Origin of the sequence: Pseudomonas sp. Sample_11, assembly GCF_004307505.1 — a bacterium.
GTDB classification, from domain to species: Bacteria; Pseudomonadota; Gammaproteobacteria; order Pseudomonadales; family Pseudomonadaceae; genus Aquipseudomonas; species Aquipseudomonas atacamensis.
In genome coordinates this window covers 1-23,462 of record NZ_RCOD01000096.1, presented here as the reverse complement: position 1 = coordinate 23,462, position 23,462 = coordinate 1, and the positions used below count along the sequence as shown (strand labels likewise).

The following is a 23,462-nucleotide window of genomic DNA, read 5'->3' as shown; positions in this document are numbered from 1 at the left end:
GGTGGGCTTTAACCTAAGCTGAACTGGTTGATGACGATCGTTCCCACGCTCTGCGTGGGAATGCAGCCGGGGACGCTCCGCGTCTCTTTCAAAGCTGAACGCGGAGCGTCCGGTGAGGCATTACCACGCAGAGCGTGGGAATGATCATCGGGTGTTGTCGCTGACATCCAGTTGGCCGTCCCAGCCGCCGCCCAGTGCGGCGATCAGTTGCACGCTGGCAATCAATCGACTCTGCAGAATATTCAGCACACTACGTTCGTTATTCAGCGCCGTGGCCTGCACCACTACCACATCGATATAGGCAATCAGCCCGGCCTTGTACTGGTTTTCCGTCAGGCGCAGGGAATCGCGGGCGGCATCCAGCGCTTCCTGGCGCACCGCCGCTTCGTCTTCATACACCTTAAGCTGGACCAGGTAGTTTTCCACCTCGCGGAAACCGTCGAGGACGGTCTGCCGGTAGCGCGCGACGGTTTCGTCATAGGCCGCCTCGCTGCGGTCAACCTCGGCCGAACGAATGCCGCCGTCGAACAGCGGCAGAGAAAGCTGCGGGCCGACCGACCAGAAACGGTTCGGCAGGCTGATCAGGTTTTTCGAGGTACTGCTGCTGTAGCCGCCGCTCAGGCTCAGGGTCAGGTCCGGGTAATACGCGGCTTTCGCCACGCCGATGTTGGCATTGGCGGCAATCACCGAGCGTTCGGCCGAAGCGATGTCAGGACGGCGTTCCAGCAGTTGTGAAGGCAAGCTCAGCGGTACCTGCGGCAGATTCGGGATGCTCTGGCTTTCGGCAATGCTGAAGTTGGCCGGTGCTTCGCCGGTCAGTACGGCAATAGCGTTTTCAAACTGTGCGCGCTGCCAGATCAGATCGACCAGATCGGCCTGGGTACTTTTCAATTGGGTTTGCGCCTGCGCCACCGCATCGCGCCCGGAAACCCCGGCGCGGTACTGGTTCTGGGTCATTTTCAGCGAGCGTTCATAAGCGGCAACGGTGGCCTCGAGCAGACGCTTCTGCTGATCGATGACGCGCAGTTGCAGGTAGTTCTGCACCAGTTCCGATTGCTGACTCAGACGCATCGCTGCCAGATCGGCAAAGCTCGCCTGGGCGTTGGCCTCGTCGGCCTCCAGGCCACGGCGCAGCTTGCCCCAGACGTCGGCTTCCCAACTGACGCCCAACTGCGCGTTATAAGTGTCGCGGATGCCGCTTGAGGAACTGCTCAGGCTCGAACTGCTGCTACCGGTGCCCTGGCTCGAGCGGGTCTTGCCCAGACTCAGGTCGACGCTCGGGTAAAACGCCCCGCGTGCACTGCGCACCAAAGCCTGCGCCTGACGAAACTGCGCTTCAGACTGGGCGACGGTCTGGTTGGAGCTGTTGAGTTTTTCGATCAAGGCGTTGAGCTGTTGGTCGCCGTACAACTCCCACCAGGCGCCACGGGCCAGCGAGTCGCTGGGATTGGCCTGACGCCAGCCCTCGACTTCCTTGAACTGAGCGATTTCGGCAGTTTGCGGCCGCTGGTAGTCCGGGCCGACTGCGCAAGCGCTGAGCAGCGCCATGCACAGTGACAGGCTCAACAGGCGCGAGCCGCGGACGGTGGCCAATTGGAGAAGCGAACGGTCAGTCATAGCGGAGTTTCCAGAGCGGCATCAGTGCGCACGCCACGCCATTTATTGAAACGATGGCGCAGCTTGTCGAGATAAAGGTAAACCACCGGGGTGGTGTAAAGGGTCAGGACCTGGCTGAACACCAGGCCGCCAATGATGGTCAGGCCCAGCGGCTGGCGCATTTCCGCACCCTCGGCACGGCCGAGCAGCAACGGCAAGGCGCCGAGTATCGCGGCCAGCGTGGTCATCAGAATCGGTCGCAGGCGTTGCAGGCAGGCGCTGCGGATCGACTCCAGCGGCGACAGGCCCTGATGACGCTCCAATTGCAGCGCCAGATCGATCATCAGAATGGCGTTCTTTTTCACCACGCCGATCAGCAGGAATATCCCCAGCAGGGAAATCAGGCTGAACTCGCCCCCCAGTGCATAGATCGACAGCAACGCGCCAACCCCGGCCGAGGGCAAGGTCGAAAGAATGGTCAGCGGGTGGATGTAGCTTTCATACAGCACGCCGAGCACCAGATACACGGCCAGCAACGCACCGAGGATCATGAACGGCTGGCTCTTCTGCGTGGCCGCGAAGGCGTCAGCGGTGCCGGCCATTTTCGCGATCACATCCTCCGGCAGGCCGACCTTGGCGATCGCCCGTTCAATGGCGGCACTGCCCTGCTCTACGGTCACGCCTTCGGCCATGTCAAAGGAAATGCTTTCGGACGCGAACTGGCCTTCATGGCTGACGCGGTCGTTCTCCAGGCTGTTTTCGTAATGGGCGAACGTCGACAGCGGCACGCGCGCACCGTCAGCGGTAATCACCTCGACCTGCTTGAGCGTCACCGGATCCTGGGCGTATTTCGGATTGACCTCCATCACCACCTGGTACTGGTTGAGGCTGTCGTAGATCGTCGAAATCTGCCGCTGGCTGTAGGCGTTATTGAGCACGGCGGTGACCATGTTCATGTCGACCCCCAGGCGCTTGGCCTGATCCCGGTCGACAATCAGCGTCACCTGTTGCGCCCCGGCACCTTCGCGGGCATCGATGGCGGTCAGCTCGGGCAAGGCACGCAACGCGGTGACCACTTTCGGGAACCATTTGCGCAGCTCGGCGAGGTCGCCGCTTTGCAGAATGTAGGTGTATTGCGAACTGGTCTGCTCGCGACCGCCGCCAAACTGCAGATCCTGGTCGGCCATCAGCATCAACTGCGCCCCGGGCACCTTGGGCATTTCCTTGCGCAGGCGTTCGATGACCTTCTGCGCTGAAAGCTGGCGCTCCTTGATCGGCTTCAGGCGCACGATCATGAAGGCGTTGTTGGTGCCGTTGTTGCCGCCAATGAACCCGGCCACGCTTTCCACCGCTTCATCCTTGAGCACGGCGCGGCGGAAGGTTTCCATTTTTGGCTGCATGACGTTGAAGGACAGACCATCGTCGCCTCGCACGAAACCGATCAACTGGCCGGTGTCCTGCTGCGGCAGGAAGGTTTTCGGCACCACCACATAAAGCGCAATGTTGACACCAACGGTGAGCAGCAGACTGAACAAGGTAAGACGTCGATGACGCAATACCCAGTCGAGGCTGGTGGCGTATTTGCCGACCATCCAGTCATTGGTCTTGTGGCTCCAGCGCTGCAAGCGGTTTTCCTGGCCTGGGGTGTGCGGCTTGAGCCAGCGCGCGCAGAGCATCGGTGTCAGCGTCAGGGAAACCACCAGCGACACCACGATTGCCGCCGCCAGGGTGATGGAAAATTCGCGAAACAAGCTCTCGACCAGCCCGCCCATGAACAGGATCGACAGGAACACCGCCACCAGCGAGACGTTCATCGACAGCAGGGTAAAGCCGACTTCCTTGGCCCCGAGGTACGCGGCCTGCATCGGCTTGACGCCTTCGTCGATGTGCCGGGAGATGTTTTCCAGCACCACGATGGCGTCGTCCACCACCAGACCTGTGGCGAGAATCAGCGCCATCAGCGACAGGTTGTTCAGCGAGAACCCGTACAGATACATCACCGCGAAAGTACCGACCAGCGACACCGGCACCGCCAGGGTCGGGATCAGCGAGGCGCGGAAGTTACCCAGAAACAGGTACACGACCAGCACCACCAGGGCGACGGCGATCAGCAAGGTCATCTCGGCTTCATGCAGCGTGGCCTTGATCACTGGCGAGCGATCCATGGCCAGATTGAGTTTGACGCTGGCCGGCAGCACCGCTTGCAGCGCGGGCAACTGCGCCTTGATCTCGTTGACCGTCTCGATGATGTTGGCGCCGGCCTGACGGTTGATCACCAGCAATACCGCCGCGTCGTCGTTGAAGAAACCGCTATTGTAACGGTCTTCGACGCCATCGCTGACTTTCGCCACGTCCTTGAGACGCAACGCGGCGCCGTCGGCGTAGTGAATGATCAGCGACTCATAATCCTTGGCTTTCTCCAACTGGTCGTTGGCCTGGATCTGCCACAAGCGCTCGCCGTCCTCGACCGAACCCTTGGGCCGGCGCACGTTAGCGTCGGCAATGGTCTTGCGCACATCGTCGAGGGCCACGCCGTACTGGTTGAGGGCCTGCGGTTCGAGCTCGATGCGCACCGCCGGCAGCGAACTGCCACCGATCTGCACTTCACCGACGCCCTGCACCTGCGACAGACTTTGCGAGAGGATGGTCGAGGCCAGATCGTAGAGCTGGCCTTTTTCCAGCACATCCGAAGTCAGCGACAGCACCATGATCGGCGCCTGCGACGGGTTGACCTTTTTATAGGTCGGCATGCTGCGCATCCCGCTTGGCAGCAGATTGCGCGAAGCATTGATCGCCGCCTGCACTTCCCGCGCCGCGCCGTTGATGTCGCGGTCGAGGTCAAATTGCAGAATCACCCGCGTCGAACCCTGACTGGAGCGGCTGCTCATGGTATTGACGCCGGCAATCGCACCGAACGAACGCTCCAGCGGCGTCGCCACCGTCGAAGCCATCACCTCGGGACTGGCGCCCGGCAGACTGGCCTGGACGACGATCACCGGGAAATCCATCTGCGGCAGCGGCGATACCGGCAACAGACCGAAGCTGACCCCGCCGAGCAACATGATGGCCAGCGAGAGCAGCATGGTTGCCACGGGGCGTTTGATGAAAGGGCCGGAGAGGTTCATAGCGTCGAGCTCCAAGCTGCAAGCTGCGAGCTACAAGCTGTTCCTGCGCGCGAAGGCTGCTGTTTTCTTGCAGCTTGAAGCTTGCAGCTTGAAGCTGCTTTCACCACGCCGCTCACACCACCTCTCCCGCGACAGGCTTGGTCCAACGCCGCCCCAACCGATCAAAAGCCAGGTAAATCACCGGCGTGGTGAACAGCGTCAACACCTGGCTCACCAGCAAACCGCCGACCATCACCAGACCCAACGGCTGACGCAGTTCCGCGCCAGACCCCGTGGCAAGCATCAGCGGCACTGCGCCGAACAACGCCGCCAGCGTGGTCATCAGAATCGGCCGAAAACGCAGCAAAGCCGCTTGATAGATCGCCTCGGCCGGGGCCATGCCCTGGGTGCGTTCAGCGTCGAGGGCGAAGTCGATCATCATGATCGCGTTCTTCTTGACGATACCGATCAGCAGGATGATGCCGATGATCGCGATCATGCCCAAATCGTTGCCACTGAGCAGCAACGCCAGCAAGGCACCGACCGCTGCCGACGGCAAGGTCGAAAGAATGGTGATCGGGTGGATGTAGCTCTCGTAGAGCACGCCTAGCACGATGTACATGGTCACCACCGCCGCCAGAATCAGCAGCAAAGTGCTCGACAGCGAAGCCTGGAACGCTTGCGCCGCGCCCTGGAACTGAGTCTGCACGCCGACCGGCATGCCGATGTCCTGCTGCACTTGCTCGATAATGTCCACGGCATGCCCCAACGCCACGCCCGGCGCGAGGTTGAACGACATCATCACCGCCGGGAACTGGCCGATGTGGGTGATCGCCAGTTGCGCCTGACGCTCTTCGACATGCGCCAGACTCGACAGACGCACCTGCGCGCCGTCGGTAGTCTTGACGTGAATCTGATCCAGCGCCTGCGGGCCGATCTTCTCCCCGGCCTGGGCTTGCAGCACCACGCGGTACTGGCTGGCCTGGGTGTAAATGGTCGAAATCTGCCGCTGGCCGAACGCGTCGTACAGCGCATCGGTGATATTCGCCACCGACACGCCAAGGCGCGATGCGGCGTCGCGGTCGATCACCAGATAGACCTGCAAGCCTTTGTCCTGCAGATCACTGGCCACGTCGGTCAACTCCGGACGCTGCGCCAGGGCTTCGACCAGACGGCTGCTCCACTGGCTGAGCAATTCCGAGTCCGGCGAGGACATGCTGAACTGGTACTGGGTGCGACTGACCCGATCCTCGATGGTCAGGTCCTGCACCGGCTGCATGAACAGCCGAATGCCGACCAGTTTGTCCAGTTGCGGTTGCAGGCGGGAAATCACTTCGCTGGCCGTCAGATCGCGCTCGCCGTGGGGCTTGAGGTTGATCAGCAAGCGGCCGCTGTTGAGCGTGGCGTTGTCGCCGTCGACGCCAATGTAGGACGACAGGCTCTGCACCGCCGGATCTTCGAGAATGATCTTCGCCAGTTGCTGCTGCCGCTCGCCCATCGCCGCGAAGGAGATCGACTGCGGCGCTTCGGAAATACCCTGAATCACGCCGGTGTCCTGCACCGGAAAGAAACCCTTCGGCACGATGACGTACAGGAACACGGTCAACGCCAGTGTGCCGATGGCGACCAGCAAGGTCAGCGGCTGATGCTTGAGCACCCAGCGCAGCATCCGCCCGTATTCCTTGATCATCCAGTCGATGCACGCACCGCTGGCGCGGTAGAAACGGCCTTGCTCGTGCTCCTGCGGTTCACGCTTGAGCAGACGCGCGCACATCATCGGCGTCAGGGTCAGCGACACCACCAGGGAAATCAGGATTGCCACCGCCAGGGTAATGGCGAACTCGCGGAACAGGCGCCCCACTACATCGGCCATGAACAGCAACGGAATCAGGACGGCGATCAGCGACAGGGTCAGGGAAATCAGGGTGAAGCCGATCTGTTTCGCGCCCTTGAGCGCGGCCTGCATCGGGCTGTCACCCTCTTCGATGAAGCGTGAAATGTTCTCGAGCATGACGATGGCATCGTCGACCACGAAGCCGGTGGCAATGGTCAGCGCCATCAACGTCAGGTTGTTCACCGAAAAACCGGCGAGGTACATCACGCCGAAGGTGCCGATCAGCGACAGCGGCACGGCCACCGAGGGAATGATCGTCGCACTGGCGCGGCGCAGAAACAGGAACGTGACCATGACCACCAGCGCGATGGCGATCAGCAGTTCGTGTTGCACGTCGGTGACCGAGGCGCGGATGGTCTGGGTGCGGTCTGTCAGCACAGTGACGTCGAGGCCGGCCGGCAGGTTGTCGGTGATGCTTGGCAGCAAGGCCTTGATGCGATCGACCACTTCGATGACGTTGGCGCCGGGTTGGCGCTGGATGTTGAGCAGCACCGCCTGATTCTGGTTGGCCCACGCAGCGAGACGCTCGTTCTCGGCGCCATCGACGATTTCCGCGACGTCCTTGAGCCGCAACGGCGCGCCGTTCTTGTAGGTCAGGATCAGATTGGCGTAGTCCTCGGGCGAGGTCAGTTGGTCGTTGGCATCGAGCATCGACACCCGGGTCGGGCCATCGAAGTTGCCTTTCGGCTGGTTGACGTTGGAGGCGCCGATCAGCGTGCGCACGTCCGACAGATTGAGGCTGTTGGCCGCGAGCGCTTCGGGGTTGACCTTGATTCGTACCGCCTGACGCTGGCCACCAGCGATGCTGACCATGCCCACGCCGCTGATCTGGGCGATTTTCTGCGCCATGCGCGTATCGACCAAGTCATTGAGTTTGGGCAGCAGCATGGTTTTCGAAGTGATGGCCAGGGTCAGCACCGGGGTGTCCGCCGGGTTGACCTTGTTGTACACCGGCGGCGCCGGCAGGTCGGTCGGCAGCAGGTTGGTCGCGGCGTTGATCGCGGCCTGCACCTGCTGTTCGGCGACGTCCATGTTGATGTCGAGGCTGAAACGCAGGGTCAGCACCGAAGCGCCGCCGGAGCTGGTCGAAGCCATTTGCGTCAGGCCCGGCATCTGCCCGAACTGGCGCTCAAGCGGCGCGGTGACGGCGCTGGTCATTACGTCTGGACTGGCGCCGGGGTACAGAGTCATGACGCGGATGGTCGGGTAATCGACCTGCGGCAAGGCCGAAACCGGCAGCAGGCGATAGGCGATCAGGCCGGCCAGAACAATGGCCAGCATGCTCAGGGTGGTGGCTACCGGACGGAGGATGAACAGCCGCGAAATGTTCATGCGCCCTTCTTGGCCTTGTCGGCTGTGGTCGCATCAGGATTGGCGGCAGATTTGCCTTGCAGGTGTTCGGTCGGCGAGGTCGGCACTTCGCTGCTGTCATTGACCACTTCGACTTCGCTGCCCTCCTTCAGGCGATCGGTGCCTTCGAGCACAACGCGATCACCCGCGGCGAGGCCTTCGGTGACCACGGTGTTGTCACCGTCGCTGGCACCGATTTTCAGTTGGCGAATGGTGACTTTCTTGTCGCCGTCCAGCGCATAGACGAAGGTGCCATTGGTGCCGAACTGGATCGCAGCCGACGGCGCCAGCACTACACCTTTCAGCGTGTCGGCCAGTAAATGAACGTTGACGAACTGGTTGGGAAACAGCGACTGGTCGCGATTGTCGTAGCGGGCCTTGAACTTGAGGGTGCCGGTAGCGACGTCGATCTGGTTGTCGAGGCTTTGCAGCACGCCAGTGGCTTGCAGCTTGGTGTCGCCGCGATCCCACGCTTCGGCAGGCAGTTTGGCGCCGCTGCGGTAACGGGCCAGCACGGTGTCGAGGCTGTTCTCCGGCAAGGTGAAGGCCACGCTGATCGGTTGCGTCTGGGTGATCACCGCGAGGAACGTGGTGTCATTGGCGGCGACGAGGTTGCCGACGTCGACCTGACGCAGACCGACGCGTCCGGCAATCGGCGCGCGGATCTTGGTGAATTCGAGATTGAGCTTGGCGTCGTTGACCGCTGCCTGATTGGTCTTGACCGTGCCCAGATACTGCCCCACCAGCGCTTCGGCGGTGTCGAGGGTCTGTTTGGCGATGCTGTCTTCTTTATACAGCCCACGATAACGCTCGACGTCGACCTGGGCGTTTTTCAGTTGCGCCTGATTCTGCAGCAACGTGCCTTCGGCCTGGAGCAAAGCATTCTGGTAAGGACGCGGATCGATCTCGGCCAGCAGGTCGCCCGCCTTGACCATCTGCCCTTCTTCGAAATGAATCTTCACCAGTTCGCCGCCCACCCGGCTGCGCACGTTGATGGTATTGAGCGCGGTGACCGTGCCCAGTGCCTTGTAATACAGCGGGAAGTCGCCCTTCACCGCCGGCGCCACACGCACCGGAATCGGCCCGGTACCGCCGCCGAAGCCCGGCCGCATCATTCCCGAGCGCCCGGTATGGCCGGCGGCCGCTTTGTCGCCGCCCGCCTTGTCAGCAGAGCCGGTGGGCCAGAATTTCCAGCACAGGACAGCGATGACCAACAGGACCAGCAGGCTGATCAGCCAGCGACGGGATTTGCGGGGGGACGATTGCATGGAGTTATTGACCATTGGGCGCGTGGGCTTCTATTACGGGAGGCTGAACGATAAGCACTGAGTGGATTTAAGCAAAGCAGCTTTACCGGCAATTTACCTTCCACTTACGTTTCAAGGTGTGAGGCAAAACCCTGATACACAAATGAAAACGGCCTGGACAGGGCCAGGCCGTTAACAATTGTAAAAGCCTTACTTGAGAACGGACAGTGCCGCTTCGTAGTTAGGCTCCTCAGCGATTTCCTTGACCAGTTCGCTGTGCAGAACGTTGTCGTTTTCGTCCAGCACCACAACGGCGCGAGCGGTCAGGCCTTTCAGCGGGCCGTCAGCGATGGCCACGCCGTAGTTTTCGATGAACTCGCTGCCGCGTAGGGTCGACAGGTTCTGTACGTTTTCCAGACCTTCGGCGCCGCAGAAGCGCGCCTGGGCGAACGGCAGGTCAGCGGAGATGCACAGCACCACGGTGTTGCTGATGTCGTTGGCCTGGGCGTTGAACTTGCGCACGGAGGTGGCGCAGGTCGGGGTGTCGACGCTTGGGAAAATGTTCAGGACTTTGCGCTTGCCGGCGAAGTCTTTCAGGGTGACGTCGGACAGATTGCCGGCTACCAGGGAAAAGGCTGGCGCCTTGGAACCGGCTTGTGGCAACTGGCCGTTGACTTGAACCGGATTGCCTTTGAGGGTGACTTGAGCCATGACTTGAGTCCTTCTGTTTTTTGATTGGAAAGCATGCAAGAGGCGGAAGTTAACCACGAAATCGGCTGGCGACCTATGCCCCGTTGGAAATTGTTGGGCGCTCCACGGCGAGATTGTATACAAGTCCTGTGGGAGCGAGCCTGCTCGCGAAATCGGGTATCGATATCAGAAACGTGTGTCAACTCGGCTACCGCTTTCGCGAGCAGGCTCGCTCCCACAGAAGTTTGCAGTGCCGCCCCAACCACCTTCGATTCAGCCCGGCTCCGACCATTAGAGGTGTGATGTGTGCACCCCGCCGCCCGCACCAACGAATTAATTCCTTCGACTGGCTAACCCCCGATTAGCTGCTAGTTTCAGAAGGACGTGTCCTACAGGCTTGATAAGCAAAGGGATAACGCAGTAGCGGCGCGACAGTGCTCAGTTGTCCGGAAAAACACCATGGAATCGGGAATGATCTGCAGTCGAGCCGGGAATAGAGGATTTGTGAAGGGGCCGGGTGGCGCGGCGTTTACCAGGCTCAAGCCACGGAGCGGGCGTCTCCTCCTCTTGCTGTGCCTGGGCGTCAGTCCATCGCTGTTCGCCGCAGAAGGTGGCGTCGGCCGGCCGATCACGGGCCAGCAAGTGTTCGCCAATGCTGGCATCGTGCCGCCGGAGCCGGGCTGGGTAATGTCGTTGACCAGCATCTGGTACGACGGCTCGCTCAAGGGCAGCGACGGCGCACCGATTTCCGGCGCGATCAGTGGCGGGATCGACATGAAAGTCTCCTACACCATGGCCAACTTCACCCATGTCTGGAACACCGGCAAGGGCCGCTGGAATTTCGCTTCGGCAATGGGCCTGCCGGTGCAATACACCGACATCAAGGCGAGCATCACCGGCCCGCGCGGGCGCACTTTGGGTGACAGCGATTCCGGCACGCAGTTTGCCGATGCGCTGATCACCCCGCTCGCCGCCGGTTATCACTTCGACGAACTCAATCATCTCTCGCTGTCGCTACCGATCTACGTGCCGACCGGCGCTTATAACAAGGATCGCCTGGCCAATCCCGGACAGAACAATTACACGTTCATGCCGACCGTGGCCTTTACCCATCTCGACGGCAAGGGCGGCGAGTTCACCTTGTCCAGCGGGCTGGAGTTCTACACCGAGAACGACGCCACCGATTATCGCAACGGCAACATCTTCACCCTCGACGCCCTCTGGACTCACGGCTTGGGCAATGGCTGGAACGCCGGACTTGCCGCCGGCTACGTGCAGCAACTGACTGACGACAAAGGCCAGACCGCCGATGTCTTCAATGGCTATCGCGGCCGTTCGGTCGGCGCCGGCCCGGTAATTGGCTGGGCCGGAAAATTCGCCGATGCCCAGGCCAATATCAGCGCGCGCTGGGTGCCGGAGTTCGACACCAAAAACCGCCCCGAGGGCAACGGCTTCAGCGTCAATCTGACCCTGGCGTTTTTCTAGACCCGGACACAAAGGACTGCCCATGACAGCGCTCACCGACCTCAACGCCCTGCAAGCCAGCATCGCCGAAGCGGTGCTCGGCCAGGATCAAGTCATCCGGCAGATTCTGCTCGGGCTGTTGGCCAATGGTCATTTGCTCCTGGAGAGCCTGCCCGGGCTGGCCAAGACACGCACGGTCAAGGCACTGGCCAAACACCTTGATGCCAAGATGAGCCGCATCCAGTTCACCCCCGACCTGTTGCCCTCGGACATCACTGGCGCCGAGGTGCTGCACCAGGTCGAGGGCAAGAACGAGATCCGATTCCAGCCCGGCCCGCTGTTCGGCAATCTGATCCTCGCCGACGAAATCAACCGCGCCCCGGCCAAGGTCCAGGCGGCGCTGCTCGAAGCCATGGAGGAACGCCAGATCACCGTCGCCGGCAACAGCCATGCGCTACCGGAGCTGTTCATCGTGGTGGCGACGCAGAACCCGATCGAGCAGGAAGGCACCTACCCACTGCCGGAAGCGCAGATGGACCGTTTTCTGATGAAGGTGCTGCTCGATTACCCCAGCGCCGAAAACGAAAGCCAGGTGCTGCGCCTGCTGCGCAACGAAGAGTTTGCCCAAGGTGCGAGCACCACGCCGGTGAAGAATTTCACTTTGCCGCAGGAGGTGATTTTTGCTGCGCGCAAGGAAGTCAGCGCGGTGCACGTTTCACCGGCCATCGACACGTACCTGATTGACCTGATCAACGCCACCCGCCACCCCGCCGACTACGACGAAGACCTCGCACGCTGGATCGCCATTGGTGCCAGTCCCCGTGGCGGCATTGGCCTGGACCGCTGCGCCCGCGCCGATGCGTGGCTGCAGGGGCAGGATTTCGTTTCGCCGGACAACGTCCGCGCCGTGGTCCATCCGGTGTTGCGCCATCGTTTGCAGCTGAGTTACGACGCCGTTGCCGATGGCGTCAGCGCCGATCAGGTGCTCGACCGGATTCTCGACAAAGTGGCGATTCCCGCATGAACGACGAAGGTCTGGTCTACGTCTCTCTGGCGCAATTGATGGCGCTGGAGTTCAAGGCCCGTGACCTGAGCTTTCTTGCCCGGCAGCCGCAGGGCAGCGTCCTCGCCGGCAACCACGCCTCGCGGCTGCGCGGTCGCGGGCTGAATTTCGACGAGTTGCGCCGCTATCAACCGGGCGATGACCTGCGCCACCTCGACTGGCGCGCTTCGTTGCGTACCGGCAAACCGGTGGTGCGCACTTTCACCGAAGAACGCGACCGCCCGGCCCTGATCGTGGTCGACCAGCGCATGTCGATGTTCTTCGGCTCGCAGCGCAGCTTCAAATCGGCAGTCGCCGCCGAACTCGCCGCGCTGGCGGCGTGGATGGTTTTTCACGCCGGGGATCGGGTCGGCGGTCTGGTCTTCAACGACCAGCGTATCGACAGCATCGCGCCGTTGCGCAGTCGCAAGCGTGTCGAGGCACTGCTCAGCCGCGTGGTGCAGCAAAACCGCGCGCTGAATGCCGGTAATCCCGACGCCGAAGATGAGGACCAATTGGACAAGGCCTTGCAGCGCTGCCTCGGTGTGGCCGGGCACGACCACTTGATCTGCATCGCCAGCGACTTTGCCGGTGCCGGTGAACGCACCTTGCAATTGATGCGGCAGCTGTCGGCGCACAACGATGTGATTGCCTTGCAGGTCTATGATCCGCTGGCGCTGAAACTGCCGAACAACGGTCGCCTGCTGGTCACCCAAGGCGAGTTGCAGGTCGAACTGGCGATCGAGAAACGTAACGTGCATCAGCCGCTGGGGGATTTTCTCAGCGGGCGGCTCAAGGACGTCGCCACCCTGCTGCGCCGCAGTCAGGTGCCGCTGATGATGATCAGCACCGCCGAGGACGCCCATGGGCAACTGCGCGCCGAACTGGGCAAAAGCGACGGGCGCGCGCGATGAACCCGAATATCCCCAGCATCGATCAGCTCAAGGAGCTGGCCCTGCCCGCGCCCGTCAGCTATGCGCCGCAAACCTGGGGCTGGTGGCTGTTGCTGGCGGTGCTGATATTCGCCGCGCTGTTGCTCGGCCTGCGCAGATACTGGCAATGGCGCCGCGACCGCTATCGCCGTGAAGCCCTTGCCCGACTGGCACAGTTGCGCAGCCGCAGTGACGACCTCAACGCCCTGCGCGAATTGCCTGAGCTGCTCAAACGCACTGCCCTGTCCATGCCCACTCGATCGCGGCGCTGGAATGCATTCCCTGTGGGAGCGAGCCTGCTCGCGAAGACGTCAGCGCATGCAATACCTCGATCCACTGACACGGCGCTTTCGCCAGCAGGCTCGCTCCCACAAGGGCCGGCGGCGCTTGGCAAAGATGACTGGCAGGAGTTTCTGCAACGGCATTGCAAAAACAGAATGCCCGCCGACTTCAGCACGCAACTGGCCCAACTTGCCTACGCGCCGGACCCCGTATTGCGCGCCCTCCCCGCAGCACAACGGCAAATGCTTTTCGACAGCTGCCAATACTGGGTGGAGCATCACCATGTGGCAGCTTGATTACCCCTGGCTGTTACTCCTGCTGCCGCTGCCGTGGCTGGCTTACCGCTTTTTGCCCGCTTACAACGAAGCCCGCAGTGCCGTGCGCGTACCGTTTTTCGGCGCGATGAGCCGCGCGGTCGGCGAAGCGCCAGGCACCGCGGGCAGTCGGCGCAATCGCTGGCAACTGCTGCTCAATGTGCTGGTGTGGGCGCTGATTCTGCTGGCCGTGTCGCGTCCGGTGTATGTCGAAAAGCCGATCGAACGCCAGCAACCGGTGCGCGACCTGATGCTCGCCATCGACCTTTCGCAGTCGATGGAAACCGGGGATTTCACCAATGCTCAGGGCGAAAAAATCAATCGCCTGGCGGCGGTCAAAGAAGTGGTGCAAGGCTTTATCGACAAACGCAAGGACGACCGCATCGGCCTGATCGTATTTGGCAGCGGTGCCTACCCACAGGCCCCGCTGACCCTCGATCACGCCAGCCTGTCGTTGTTGCTGGCCGATACCGGGATCGGCATGGCCGGCCCCAACACAGCGATCGGCGATGCAATCGGGCTCAGCCTGAAATTGCTCGACAAGGCCCATGAGCAGGAAAAAGTCCTGATTCTGCTGACCGATGGCAACGACACCAGCAGCGCGATCACCCCGGATCACGCCGCCGAAATGGCGGCCAACAAAGGCGTGGTCATTCATACCATCGGCATCGGCGACCCCGACGCTTCCGGCGAAGCGAAGGTCAATCTGCAAGGCCTCGAACAGATCGCCAATACCACCGGCGGCCGCTTCTTCCGCGCCGAAGACCGCGCGGCGCTGGATCAGGTCTACACCACCCTCGACCAGCTCACTCCGCATCAGGTAAAAACACTCAGCCATCAGCCGCAACGGGAATTGTTCTACTGGCCGCTGGGCGCAGCATTGCTGTTGTTGGCGCTGTATCAGCTCGGCGCCCTTTTACGCCCGAACCTGACGGTTGCGCGGCAGCGGCAGGAGGCCTGAAATGGAGATCAACCTGAGCGATTTCCACTTTCTGCGCCCGCTGTGGCTGTTGCTTGCGCTGTTCGGCGCAATGCTGCCACTGATCTGGCGTCGCAGCCGCGACCTGCAAAAGCGCCTGCGCGGCAATATCGCCGAACACTTGCTGCCGCACTTGTTGATCACCCCGCAGGATCACCAGCGCTGGCGCCCGGTGCACCTGCTCTGTGCGCTGCTGATCCTCGGCGCAATCGCCGCGGCCGGGCCGACGTGGGAACAGGATCGCCCGGACTTTCTCGAGAACCGCGCACCACTGATCGTTGCCGTCGACCTTTCGCCGTCGATGGACGCCAACGATGTGCAGTCGACGCGGCTGGAGGCGGTCAAGCACAAGCTGCATGATCTGCTGCAACGTCGCGCCGCTGCGCGGACCGCACTGATCGCCTATGCCGGCAGCGCGCATCTGGTGTTGCCACCGACCGACGATCCGGCGCTGCTCGACAGTTTCATCCAGGCCCTGGGCACGGGCTTGATCGACAAACCCGGCAAGAACGTCGCCGCCGTGATCGATCAAGCGAAACGCTTGCTCAGCGCCGAGAACACCCCGGGCAGTCTGCTGCTGATGACTGATGGGGCCGATACCACGCAACTCGATGATCTGCAAAAACACCTCGACGGCAGTGCCTTGCAGGTTCTGGTTCTGGCGGTGGGCAGCGAAGACGCGGGCGTCATCACTACCGCCAGCGGCCAGCCGAAAATCGACAGCAGCGGACGTCCGGTGCTCGGCAGTTTCGATCAAGCGGCCCTCAAGCAATTGGCCTCGGCCGTCGACGCGCCGCTCGGCAGCCTGACCCTCAATAACGATGACCTGGAGTGGATCGAGTTGCACGCCCGCCAACACTTCCAGAGCGCCAGCGCCGAACAGCGCGAATTGCACTGGAAGGACGCCGGATACTGGCTCTGCTGGCCATTGCTGTTACTGGCGCTGTTCAGCGTACGCAAAGGCTGGAGCGTCAACTGGATGCCGGCGCTGTTTTTGGCCGTAGGGTTGGGCTGGCCTGCGGCGCCGGCGCAGGCCAACGCCCTCACCGATGCGTTTTTCACCCGCGACCAACAAGGCCGCTGGGCGTTTGAGCATGATCGTTTGCCCGAAGCCGCGGCGCTGTTCGTCGACCCGTACTGGAAAGGCGTCGCGGCCTATCACGCTGCCGATTACGACTTGGCAATGGCGACCTTCGCCCGCCTGGACACGCCGCAGGCGTACTTCTACCTGGGCAACATTTATGTGCGCCGCTTCAAGTTCGATCAGGCGATTGCCGCCTACAGCGAGGCGTTGAAACTGCAGCCGCAATTTACCGAAGCGAGCGCCAATCTGGCCTTGGCTCAGGCACTGCTCAAGGACACCGAAAGCGCCGAGAAAAACGCTCCGCAAACCAAACCCGATGAAGTCAAATTCGACAAGGCACCCGGAAAAGGTCAGAGCAAAAAGGTCGAGACCCAACAGGCGGCGTCCGACGCGCTGTGGCTGGAGAACCTGACCACCTCGCCAGCGAAGTTTCTAAGGCAGAAGTTCAGCTTGCAGGATCAGCAGGGAGATCGGCCATGAACCTCCGGCACCTGAGCGCCGCCATCGCTGGCAAGCCAGCTCCCACAGGGAATTTCTGTGTAGTTGCAAACTTTGTGAAGATTGCTGTGATTTGTGGGAGCTGGCTTACCAGCGATGGCGGCAGAACAATCAGCGCAAAGCTCAGCGCCCTGCTGCTGACCAGCCTGCTGTCTCTGAATGTTTTTGCCGCCCCAGCGCAACTGAAAGTCCAGGCTCACCTTAACCCCAGCGAAGGCGCGATGGTCGGCGGGCTGGTCGAACTGCAACTCGACGTGCTCACCGACACCTGGTTCACCAGCGCCGCCGCCCTGCCCGATCTGCAACTCGACGGTGCGCTGGTGATGCCGCCAAACGGCCAGGCGCAGCATCTGAACCAGACCATCGATGGTCAATCGTTCAATGGCTTGCGTTATAGCTATCTGATCACGCCCAACGTCGCGCGCAGTTTCGACATCCCGGCGCTGACCGTACGCGCCACACTGGGCCAGGCCACTGAAGAAATCAGCGCACAAAGCCAGCCGCTGAGTTTCAGCGCAGCCCAGCCGCCCGGTTTCGCGCCCGGGGAGACGCCTCTGGTCGCCAGTGGGTTGCGCTTGAAACAGATTATTACCAATTCGGCCACGCCGCTGAAAGTCGGCGACAGCATCACCCGTGAGCTCACCCTGCAAGCCGATGGCGCGCTGGCGATGGCCCTGCCGATTCCGACCTTCAGTGATGTCGACGGCTTGAGTCGCTACGCGAAGACGCCACAAGTCACTGCGCTGGATGATGGTCGCGGCAATATCCTCGGCGGCCAACGTGTCGACAGCGCCAGCTATCGCATCGACAGCGCCGGCACTTACACGCTGCCAGCCATCCTCGTGAAATGGTGGGATTCCGCTGCGAAGCAGATCCGCAGCGCTGAAGTGCCGGCCGTGAGCTTCGAGGCCGCAGCCAACAACGCCTATAAACCGGTGTTTTCGCTCGCCGAAGACCTCAGGCAACTGCAACAGAATCACTTGCACTTCTCCAGCCGCTGGCTGCTCTGGCTGGCGCTGGCGGTCGGCCTCGCCGTCGGTGTGTACTTGCTGCGGCCCGTCGCCGTTCGCGCCCATCAACGCTGGCTCGCACATAAACGGGCCAAGCAATTGGCCTGGCAGCATTCGCCCGCTTTCGCCTGGCAACAGATCGCCCCGCAACTGCAAGCCAGGCCGGCGCAACTGACCGCGCTGTACTTGTGGCTACGGCGCAGTCGCCTGGGCTTGAAGCTCACGGACGCCGGGCCACGTTTGCAGGGTTTGTTACGCGGGCTTTACGGCCGTCAGTCTGCCGTCGAGCAAACACTTGTTCAGATTCGCCAATCGTTGTCTACGCTTCAAAGTCAGGTCGCCCGCCAACAGGCGAAACCCGCACCGGCCCTGCGCCCGCTCAACCCTGTGCATGAGAAGGATTTCACATGATCAACCCGTTGCTGCGTCGCCAACGTTTCGGTCTCGCCCTGCTGTTGACACTGGTTCTGCCCCTGCTGGCACAGGCGAATGAACCGCTGCCGTCATGGAACGACGGCCCGGCCAAAAAGAGCATTATCGAGTTCGTCCAGGCCGTGACCGACCAGAGCAGCAAGGACTTCGTCAAACCGGCCGATCGCATCGCCGTGTTCGACAATGACGGCACCTTGTGGAGCGAACAACCGGCGTACTTCGAATTGCTGTTTGCCTTCGACGAGGTCAAGCGCACGGCCGCACAACACCCGGAATGGAAAACCACCCAGCCGTTCAAGGCAGTGCTGGAAAATGATCACAAAGCCCTTGCCGCGTCGGGCATGGAGGGTTTGCTGAAGATCGTCGGCGCCACTCACGGCGGCATGACCACCGAGGCCTTCGATGACTACGCGAAAACCTGGTTCAGCCAGGCGCGCCACCCGAAAACCGGCAAGCCCTACACCGAAATGATCTTCCAGCCGATGCTGGAAATGCTCGACTACCTGCGCAGCCAGAACTTCAAGACCTACATCGTTTCCGGCGGCGATACCGGCTTCATGCGCGCTTTTGCCGAGAAGGTCTACGGCATCCCGCCGGAACAGGTGATCGGTACCACGTTCGTCACCTCTTACCAGTTCAAGGACGGCAAAGCGTCGATCGTGCGCACGCCGAAAGTTGCGCACAACGACGACGGGCCGGGCAAACCGGTCAGCATCGATGCGGTCATCGGTCGGCGACCGATCCTCGCCTTCGGCAACTCCGACGGCGACCTGCAGATGCTGCAGTGGACCGCCGCCGGGCCGGGCAAGCGCCTGATGGGGCTGGTGCACCACACCGATGCCAAGCGCGAGTGGGCTTATGACCGGCAATCGAATATCGGCCGACTCGACAAGGCCCTCGACGAAGCGAATTCCCGTGGCTGGACGGTGGTGGACATGGCGTCGGAATGGCGCCGGATCTATCCGTTCGATCCGCCGGCAACCGAGCAGGTGCAATAAGAAAGCGTAATGCAGGAGAGCAGTAAACGTTTGTCGCAAAAAACGACCCCCGTGCAAAGGAGCAGTCAGATGACTCGCATACGCAAGTGGCTACCGAAACTCGCCCTGGTGGCAACCTCGGTGATGGCGCTGTCGGCAACCGCCACAGCGGCTGAAAAACCCAACATTCTCGTGATCTTCGGCGACGACATCGGCCAGACCAATATCAGTGCCTATTCCATGGGCGTGGTCGGATACAAGACGCCAAATATCGACCGTATCGCCAAAGAAGGCATGATCTTCACCGATTACTATGCCGAAAACAGTTGCACGGCCGGACGCTCGTCGTTCATTACCGGGCAGACACCGTTGCGGACCGGCTTGTCCAAGGTTGGCATGCCGGGGGTCCCGGTGGGCTTGCAGGCACGCGATGTGACCATTGCCCAAGCGCTGAAAGCCCAGGGCTATGCCACGGGTCAATTCGGCAAGAACCACTTGGGCGACAAAGACGAATACCTGCCGACCAACCATGGTTTCGACGAGTTCTTCGGCAACCTGTATCACCTCAACGCCGAAGAGGAGCCGGAGCGTCCGTACTGGCCCAAGGATGATGCCGAGTTCGTCAAGGCCGCCTCGCCTCGCGGCGTGATCCACAGTTTTGCCGACGGCAAGATTGAAGACACCGGCGCGCTGACCAAGAAACGCATGGAGACCATCGACGACGAAACCACTGCCGCAGCGCAAGCGTTCATCGAGAAACAGGCCAAGGCGGACAAACCGTTCTTCGTCTGGATGAACACCACACGCATGCATGCCTTCACTCACGTGCGCGAATCCATGCAAGGCCAAAGCGGCATGGTCGGCAACGAATATGCCGATGGCATGCTCGAGCATGACGGCGACGTCGGCAAGCTGCTCAAGACACTGGATGACTTGAAGCTGACCGAGAACACCATCGTTGTCTACACCACCGATAACGGCCCGAACCAATGGTCGTGGCCCGACGCTGCAACGACGCCGTTCCGCAACGAGAAAAACTCGAACTGGGAAGGCGCGTACCGGGTTCCGGCGATGATCCGCTGGCCGGGCAAAGTCAAGGCCGGCGAAGTCTCCACGCAAATGTTCTCCGGTCTGGACTGGTTCCCGACGCTGATGGCCGCCGTGGGCGACACCGACATCAAGGACCGCTTGCTCAAGGGCGCCGACATCGGCGGCAAGAACTTCAAGGTGCACCTGGACGGCTATAACCAGCTGGACTACCTGACGGGTAAAACCGACAAGAGCGCGCGCAAGGAGTTCTACTACTTCAACGATGACGGTGCGTTGGTCAGCATGCGTTTCAACGATTGGAAACTGGTGTTCTGTGAGCAGCGCGCACCCGGCGGACTGCAGGTGTGGAGCGAACCGTTCACCTGCCTGCGTGTGCCGAAAATGTTCAACCTGCGCATGGACCCGTACGAACGCGCCGATGTCGTGTCTGACCAGTACTATGACTGGCTGACGAAAAACGACTATCTGATTTTCGACGGTACCCGCCGTGCGGCGAAGTTCCTGCAGACGTTCGTCGACTATCCACCTAGCCAGCGTCCGGCGAGCTTCAGCATCGACCAGATCCGCGAGGACGTGGACCGCCGTATCGAAGAAAAAATGAAGAAAGCCCAGTAATAGCGCTGTACCGCCGCTCGCCTTCATCGGCGGGCGGCCCTGTTTTCAACAAGCGACCGGGTCGGTTTCGTTCGCGAGCAGGCTCGCTCCCACAAGGTTTTCTGCGATCGTTCCCACGCTCTGCGTGGTAACGCAGCCCGGGACGCTCTGCGTCCAATGCCGAAGCGGACGCGGAGCGTCCAGTGAGGCATTCCCACGCAGAGCGTGGGAACGATCAACATCAGCCAATCCATAACAAGGCTCACCGCATGTCCTCACGTATCGCCAGCAAGCCGTCGGCCATACCCGTTCCGCAAGCCGCGTCCGCCACCTCAATGATCCCTGCCCTGCTGCTATGCATCTCCGGCGCGGCAGCGTTGGTCTATCAGGTGTTGTGGATCAAACAGCTGTCGCTGGTGGTCGGCGTCGAGGTCTACGCAATCACCACCGGCATCAGCGCGTTTTTCGCCGGGCTCGCCCTCGGCGGCTGGCTGTTCGGGCGCTGGGCCGATCGCTTGCAACAGCCGGTTCTGCTGTATGCCGGGCTGGAAGTACTGGTGGCGATACTCGGCGTTGGCGCGACAGTGGCCATGAGTCTGGCGGCCGGTGCGTTTGCCTGGTTGCAAGGTCATGTCGGCGTGCTTGCGTGGTTGCTGCCGTTTGCGCTGGTAGGCATTCCGGCGGTGTTGATGGGCGGGACGCTGCCGGTGCTGGTGCGCTCACTGGCGGCTGAGCCGGGCAAGGCCGGCGGTCAGTTGTATGCGGCGAATACGCTGGGCGCGATCGTTGGCACTTTGCTCGCCGCGTTCGTACTGATCGCCAGCCTCGGCGTGCGCGGCAGTGCGCTGTTCGCCGCGATGCTCAACCTGCTCGCCGCGGCCGGTGCGCTGTGGTTGCAGCGCCAACAGCCAGTAGCGCTGGTCACACCGGTCAAACACGGCAACGCCAAAGCGCCCGACCGCACTGCGTTGTGGCTCTACGCGATCGCCGGGGGCGTGGCGTTGGGTTACGAGGTGGTCTGGTCGCAATCGATCGTGCAGTTCATGAGCACGCGCACCTATGCGTTTGCTGTGGTGCTGGCGACTTACCTGACCGGGCTGTTTATCGGCAGCGCCCTGCTCGCCCGTCGCGTCGAGCGCATTCGCGACCCATGGGGCGTATTCGGCTTGTTGATTGCCGGTGCAGGTTTGATTGCGCTGCTGGAAATCGCCGTGCTCGGCCGCTGGCTGGTGCTCGCGCAGAGCCATGCGGAAACCTGGCTGCTGAGTCTTGGCGTCAGCGAGCTGGCCGGCATGAGCGCGCGCTTTGCCGTGGCGGCGCTGAGCATCGTGTTTGTGCCGACCCTGCTGCTCGGCGCGGCGTTTCCTCTGGCGTTGCGCCTGAGTGTCGGCAGCGAGCGTGTGGGCCGCGATGTCGGCGCCGTTGTCGCGTTCAACACCCTGGGCGGGATCATCGGTGTGATGCTTTGCGGCTTCGTATTGATTCCCTTGCTGGGACTTGTCCGCACCCTCGGTCTACTGGCGCTTGTCGCAGCGACAATTGGTTATCTGGCGGTGCGCAAGGGCCATGGCGTGGCGAAAGGTCGGCGCCAGGCCGTGGTCGCACTGGGTCTGGTTTGCGTAGCGGTCGCGGTACTGACCCCAGCCGACAAACTGGCCAGTCTGTTGCCCGGCGCACGCAACGGCACGCTGGCCTTCTACGAGGAAGGACGCGGCGGCACGGTCGCGGTGGTCACTCAGGGACGTGGCGAAAATACCTTCCACCGTTTGTACATCCAGGGCGTGTCGAACACCGGCGATGCCATGCCGTCGCTGCGCTACATGCGCATTCAGGCGCTGCTGCCGCTGCTGATCCACAACGGTGAACCGCGCTCGACCCTGGTGATCGGCTTCGGCACCGGCATCACCGCAGGCGCCATGCTGCGCTATCCGGGTCTGGAACATCGCGTGGTTGCCGAGTTGCTGCCATCGGTGGTGAAAGCAGCGCCGTTGTTCAAGGGCAACTTCAATGCCGCCAGCGATCCCGGCGTCGACGTACGCCTGCGCGACGGTCGCCAGGAACTGCTGCGCAGTGCACAGACCTACGACGTGATCACCCTGGAACCGCCACCGCCCTCCGCTGCCGGCGTGGTCAATTTGTATTCGCGGGACTTCTACGAGCTGGCCGCCAGTCGCTTGCAGGACCAGGGCATCGTTGCCCAGTGGCTGCCGCTGCCGACGCAGAATATCGACGACTCGCGCTCACTGGTGCGCAGCTTCCTCGACGTGTTCCCGCATGCCTCGCTGTGGACCAGCGAGTTCCATGAAATGCTGCTGGTTGGCTCAATGAAACCGATGCAACTGGACGCCGCGAAAATCACCGCGCGCTTCCAGCAGGACAGCGTACGCAACACCCTGCAGGACGTCGGCATCGGCTCGGCGGCGGCGCTGCTGGCCACCTGGGTCACCGACCGCACCGGCCTGGAGCGCTTCGCCGCCGATGCACCGGCAGTGACTGATGATCAGCCGCGCATCGAATACGCGCCGTGGGTACGCAGCAAGGAAATCACCCGCGTGCTACCGGCGCTGCTGGACTTGTATCAGCCACCGACACTGGTCAACGCCGACGGCGGATTCAGCGAACGCATGGAAACGCATCGGCAGCGGTTGATGCAGTTTTATCGGGCAAGCCTGCACGCCTACGACGGCGATCGGGACGCCTGGGGGCGGGATATTCAGGAAGTGATGCAAGGGGATCGCGCGAACCCATATTTTCGCTGGTTTGTCGGGCAGTAAGGCGGGGACTGACAGGATGCCTTCGCGAGCAGGCTCGCTCCCACAGTTATGATCGTGTGCAACCAGTGAAAACCGGTCAGCTATCAGGCCGCCATCGCTGGCAAGCCAGCTCCCACAGAAAAGCAAAAGCAAGATCAAAAGATCGCAGC

At 61.9% G+C, this 23,462-nt stretch carries 15 protein-coding genes; 10 read left to right on the top strand and 5 right to left on the bottom strand.

Annotated features, from left to right (window positions below; all coding sequences use genetic code 11):
- Positions 1-144 precede the first annotated feature (144 nt).
- The 5 genes from D8U60_RS24890 to tpx form a co-directional block, all read right to left on the bottom strand.
- A complete protein-coding gene (locus D8U60_RS24890) occupies positions 145-1,617 on the bottom strand; it encodes an efflux transporter outer membrane subunit (protein ID WP_130901174.1) in 1,473 nt (490 codons plus the stop codon).
- Positions 1,614-4,721 carry an efflux RND transporter permease subunit gene (locus tag D8U60_RS24885; RefSeq protein ID WP_071172349.1) on the bottom strand — a complete coding sequence of 1,036 codons (3,108 nt, stop codon included), beginning with the start codon at positions 4,719-4,721 and terminating at the stop codon, positions 1,614-1,616. Before D8U60_RS24885 ends, D8U60_RS24890 begins: the two co-directional genes overlap by 4 nt.
- Before the next feature lie 112 nt (positions 4,722-4,833).
- Positions 4,834-7,926, bottom strand: a complete 3,093-nt coding sequence (locus D8U60_RS24880) for an MdtB/MuxB family multidrug efflux RND transporter permease subunit (protein ID WP_130901173.1) — start codon at positions 7,924-7,926, stop codon at positions 4,834-4,836.
- On the bottom strand, positions 7,923-9,227 hold the full coding sequence (locus D8U60_RS24875) for an MdtA/MuxA family multidrug efflux RND transporter periplasmic adaptor subunit (protein WP_125916191.1): 1,305 nt from the start codon (positions 9,225-9,227) through the stop codon (positions 7,923-7,925). Before D8U60_RS24875 ends, D8U60_RS24880 begins: the two co-directional genes overlap by 4 nt.
- 174 nt (positions 9,228-9,401) lie before the next feature.
- Positions 9,402-9,902: a thiol peroxidase gene (tpx, locus tag D8U60_RS24870; RefSeq protein WP_071172346.1), complete on the bottom strand. Its 501-nt coding sequence runs from the start codon at positions 9,900-9,902 to the stop codon at positions 9,402-9,404.
- Between the two features lie 450 nt (positions 9,903-10,352).
- On the opposite strand from tpx, the gene D8U60_RS24865 reads away from it, so the two are divergent.
- The 10 genes from D8U60_RS24865 (at position 10,353) to D8U60_RS24820 (ending at position 23,313) form a co-directional block, all read left to right on the top strand.
- A complete protein-coding gene (locus D8U60_RS24865) occupies positions 10,353-11,366 on the top strand; it encodes a transporter (RefSeq protein WP_241663575.1) in 1,014 nt (337 codons plus the stop codon).
- A 22-nt stretch (positions 11,367-11,388) separates the two neighbouring features.
- The gene (locus tag D8U60_RS24860; protein ID WP_016774619.1) at positions 11,389-12,369 is read left to right on the top strand and encodes a MoxR family ATPase; all 981 of its coding nucleotides are present in this window, start codon (positions 11,389-11,391) and stop codon (positions 12,367-12,369) included.
- Positions 12,366-13,301, top strand: a complete 936-nt coding sequence (locus D8U60_RS24855) for a DUF58 domain-containing protein (protein WP_130901172.1) — start codon at positions 12,366-12,368, stop codon at positions 13,299-13,301. The genes D8U60_RS24860 and D8U60_RS24855 overlap by 4 nt, the downstream gene beginning before the upstream one ends.
- Complete coding sequence (locus D8U60_RS24850; protein WP_130901171.1) at positions 13,298-13,897, top strand: DUF4381 domain-containing protein; 600 nt, start codon at positions 13,298-13,300, stop codon at positions 13,895-13,897. The genes D8U60_RS24855 and D8U60_RS24850 overlap by 4 nt, the downstream gene beginning before the upstream one ends.
- Positions 13,884-14,876, top strand: a complete 993-nt coding sequence (locus D8U60_RS24845) for a VWA domain-containing protein (protein ID WP_130901170.1) — start codon at positions 13,884-13,886, stop codon at positions 14,874-14,876. The genes D8U60_RS24850 and D8U60_RS24845 overlap by 14 nt, the downstream gene beginning before the upstream one ends.
- Before the next feature lies 1 nt (position 14,877).
- Positions 14,878-16,458: a VWA domain-containing protein gene (locus D8U60_RS24840; RefSeq protein WP_130901169.1), complete on the top strand. Its 1,581-nt coding sequence runs from the start codon at positions 14,878-14,880 to the stop codon at positions 16,456-16,458.
- A complete protein-coding gene (locus tag D8U60_RS24835) occupies positions 16,455-17,897 on the top strand; it encodes a BatD family protein (RefSeq protein WP_130901168.1) in 1,443 nt (480 codons plus the stop codon). The genes D8U60_RS24840 and D8U60_RS24835 overlap by 4 nt, the downstream gene beginning before the upstream one ends.
- The gene (locus D8U60_RS24830) at positions 17,894-18,916 is read left to right on the top strand and encodes an HAD family hydrolase (protein ID WP_122612270.1); all 1,023 of its coding nucleotides are present in this window, start codon (positions 17,894-17,896) and stop codon (positions 18,914-18,916) included. The genes D8U60_RS24835 and D8U60_RS24830 overlap by 4 nt, the downstream gene beginning before the upstream one ends.
- Before the next feature lie 69 nt (positions 18,917-18,985).
- Positions 18,986-20,560, top strand: coding sequence for an arylsulfatase (locus D8U60_RS24825; protein ID WP_110603419.1), 1,575 nt, complete (start codon positions 18,986-18,988; stop codon positions 20,558-20,560).
- Positions 20,561-20,808: 248 nt separating this feature from the next.
- Positions 20,809-23,313, top strand: a complete 2,505-nt coding sequence (locus D8U60_RS24820) for a fused MFS/spermidine synthase (protein WP_130901167.1) — start codon at positions 20,809-20,811, stop codon at positions 23,311-23,313.
- The last annotated feature ends 149 nt before the right edge of the window (positions 23,314-23,462 follow it).

Bases quoted from the DNA above. Each gene is read 5' to 3' on its own strand.
- D8U60_RS24890 (WP_130901174.1), bottom strand. From the start codon at position 1,617: ATGACTGACCGTTCGCTTCTCCAATTGGCCACCGTCCGCGGCTCGCGC.
- D8U60_RS24885 (WP_071172349.1), bottom strand. From the start codon at position 4,721: ATGAACCTCTCCGGCCCTTTCATCAAACGCCCCGTGGCAACCATGCTG.
- D8U60_RS24880 (WP_130901173.1), bottom strand. From the start codon at position 7,926: ATGAACATTTCGCGGCTGTTCATCCTCCGTCCGGTAGCCACCACCCTG.
- D8U60_RS24875 (WP_125916191.1), bottom strand. From the start codon at position 9,227: ATGGTCAATAACTCCATGCAATCGTCCCCCCGCAAATCCCGTCGCTGG.
- tpx (WP_071172346.1), bottom strand. From the start codon at position 9,902: ATGGCTCAAGTCACCCTCAAAGGCAATCCGGTTCAAGTCAACGGCCAG.
- D8U60_RS24865 (WP_241663575.1), top strand. From the start codon at position 10,353: ATGATCTGCAGTCGAGCCGGGAATAGAGGATTTGTGAAGGGGCCGGGT.
- D8U60_RS24860 (WP_016774619.1), top strand. From the start codon at position 11,389: ATGACAGCGCTCACCGACCTCAACGCCCTGCAAGCCAGCATCGCCGAA.
- D8U60_RS24855 (WP_130901172.1), top strand. From the start codon at position 12,366: ATGAACGACGAAGGTCTGGTCTACGTCTCTCTGGCGCAATTGATGGCG.
- D8U60_RS24850 (WP_130901171.1), top strand. From the start codon at position 13,298: ATGAACCCGAATATCCCCAGCATCGATCAGCTCAAGGAGCTGGCCCTG.
- D8U60_RS24845 (WP_130901170.1), top strand. From the start codon at position 13,884: ATGTGGCAGCTTGATTACCCCTGGCTGTTACTCCTGCTGCCGCTGCCG.
- D8U60_RS24840 (WP_130901169.1), top strand. From the start codon at position 14,878: ATGGAGATCAACCTGAGCGATTTCCACTTTCTGCGCCCGCTGTGGCTG.
- D8U60_RS24835 (WP_130901168.1), top strand. From the start codon at position 16,455: ATGAACCTCCGGCACCTGAGCGCCGCCATCGCTGGCAAGCCAGCTCCC.
- D8U60_RS24830 (WP_122612270.1), top strand. From the start codon at position 17,894: ATGATCAACCCGTTGCTGCGTCGCCAACGTTTCGGTCTCGCCCTGCTG.
- D8U60_RS24825 (WP_110603419.1), top strand. From the start codon at position 18,986: ATGACTCGCATACGCAAGTGGCTACCGAAACTCGCCCTGGTGGCAACC.
- D8U60_RS24820 (WP_130901167.1), top strand. From the start codon at position 20,809: ATGTCCTCACGTATCGCCAGCAAGCCGTCGGCCATACCCGTTCCGCAA.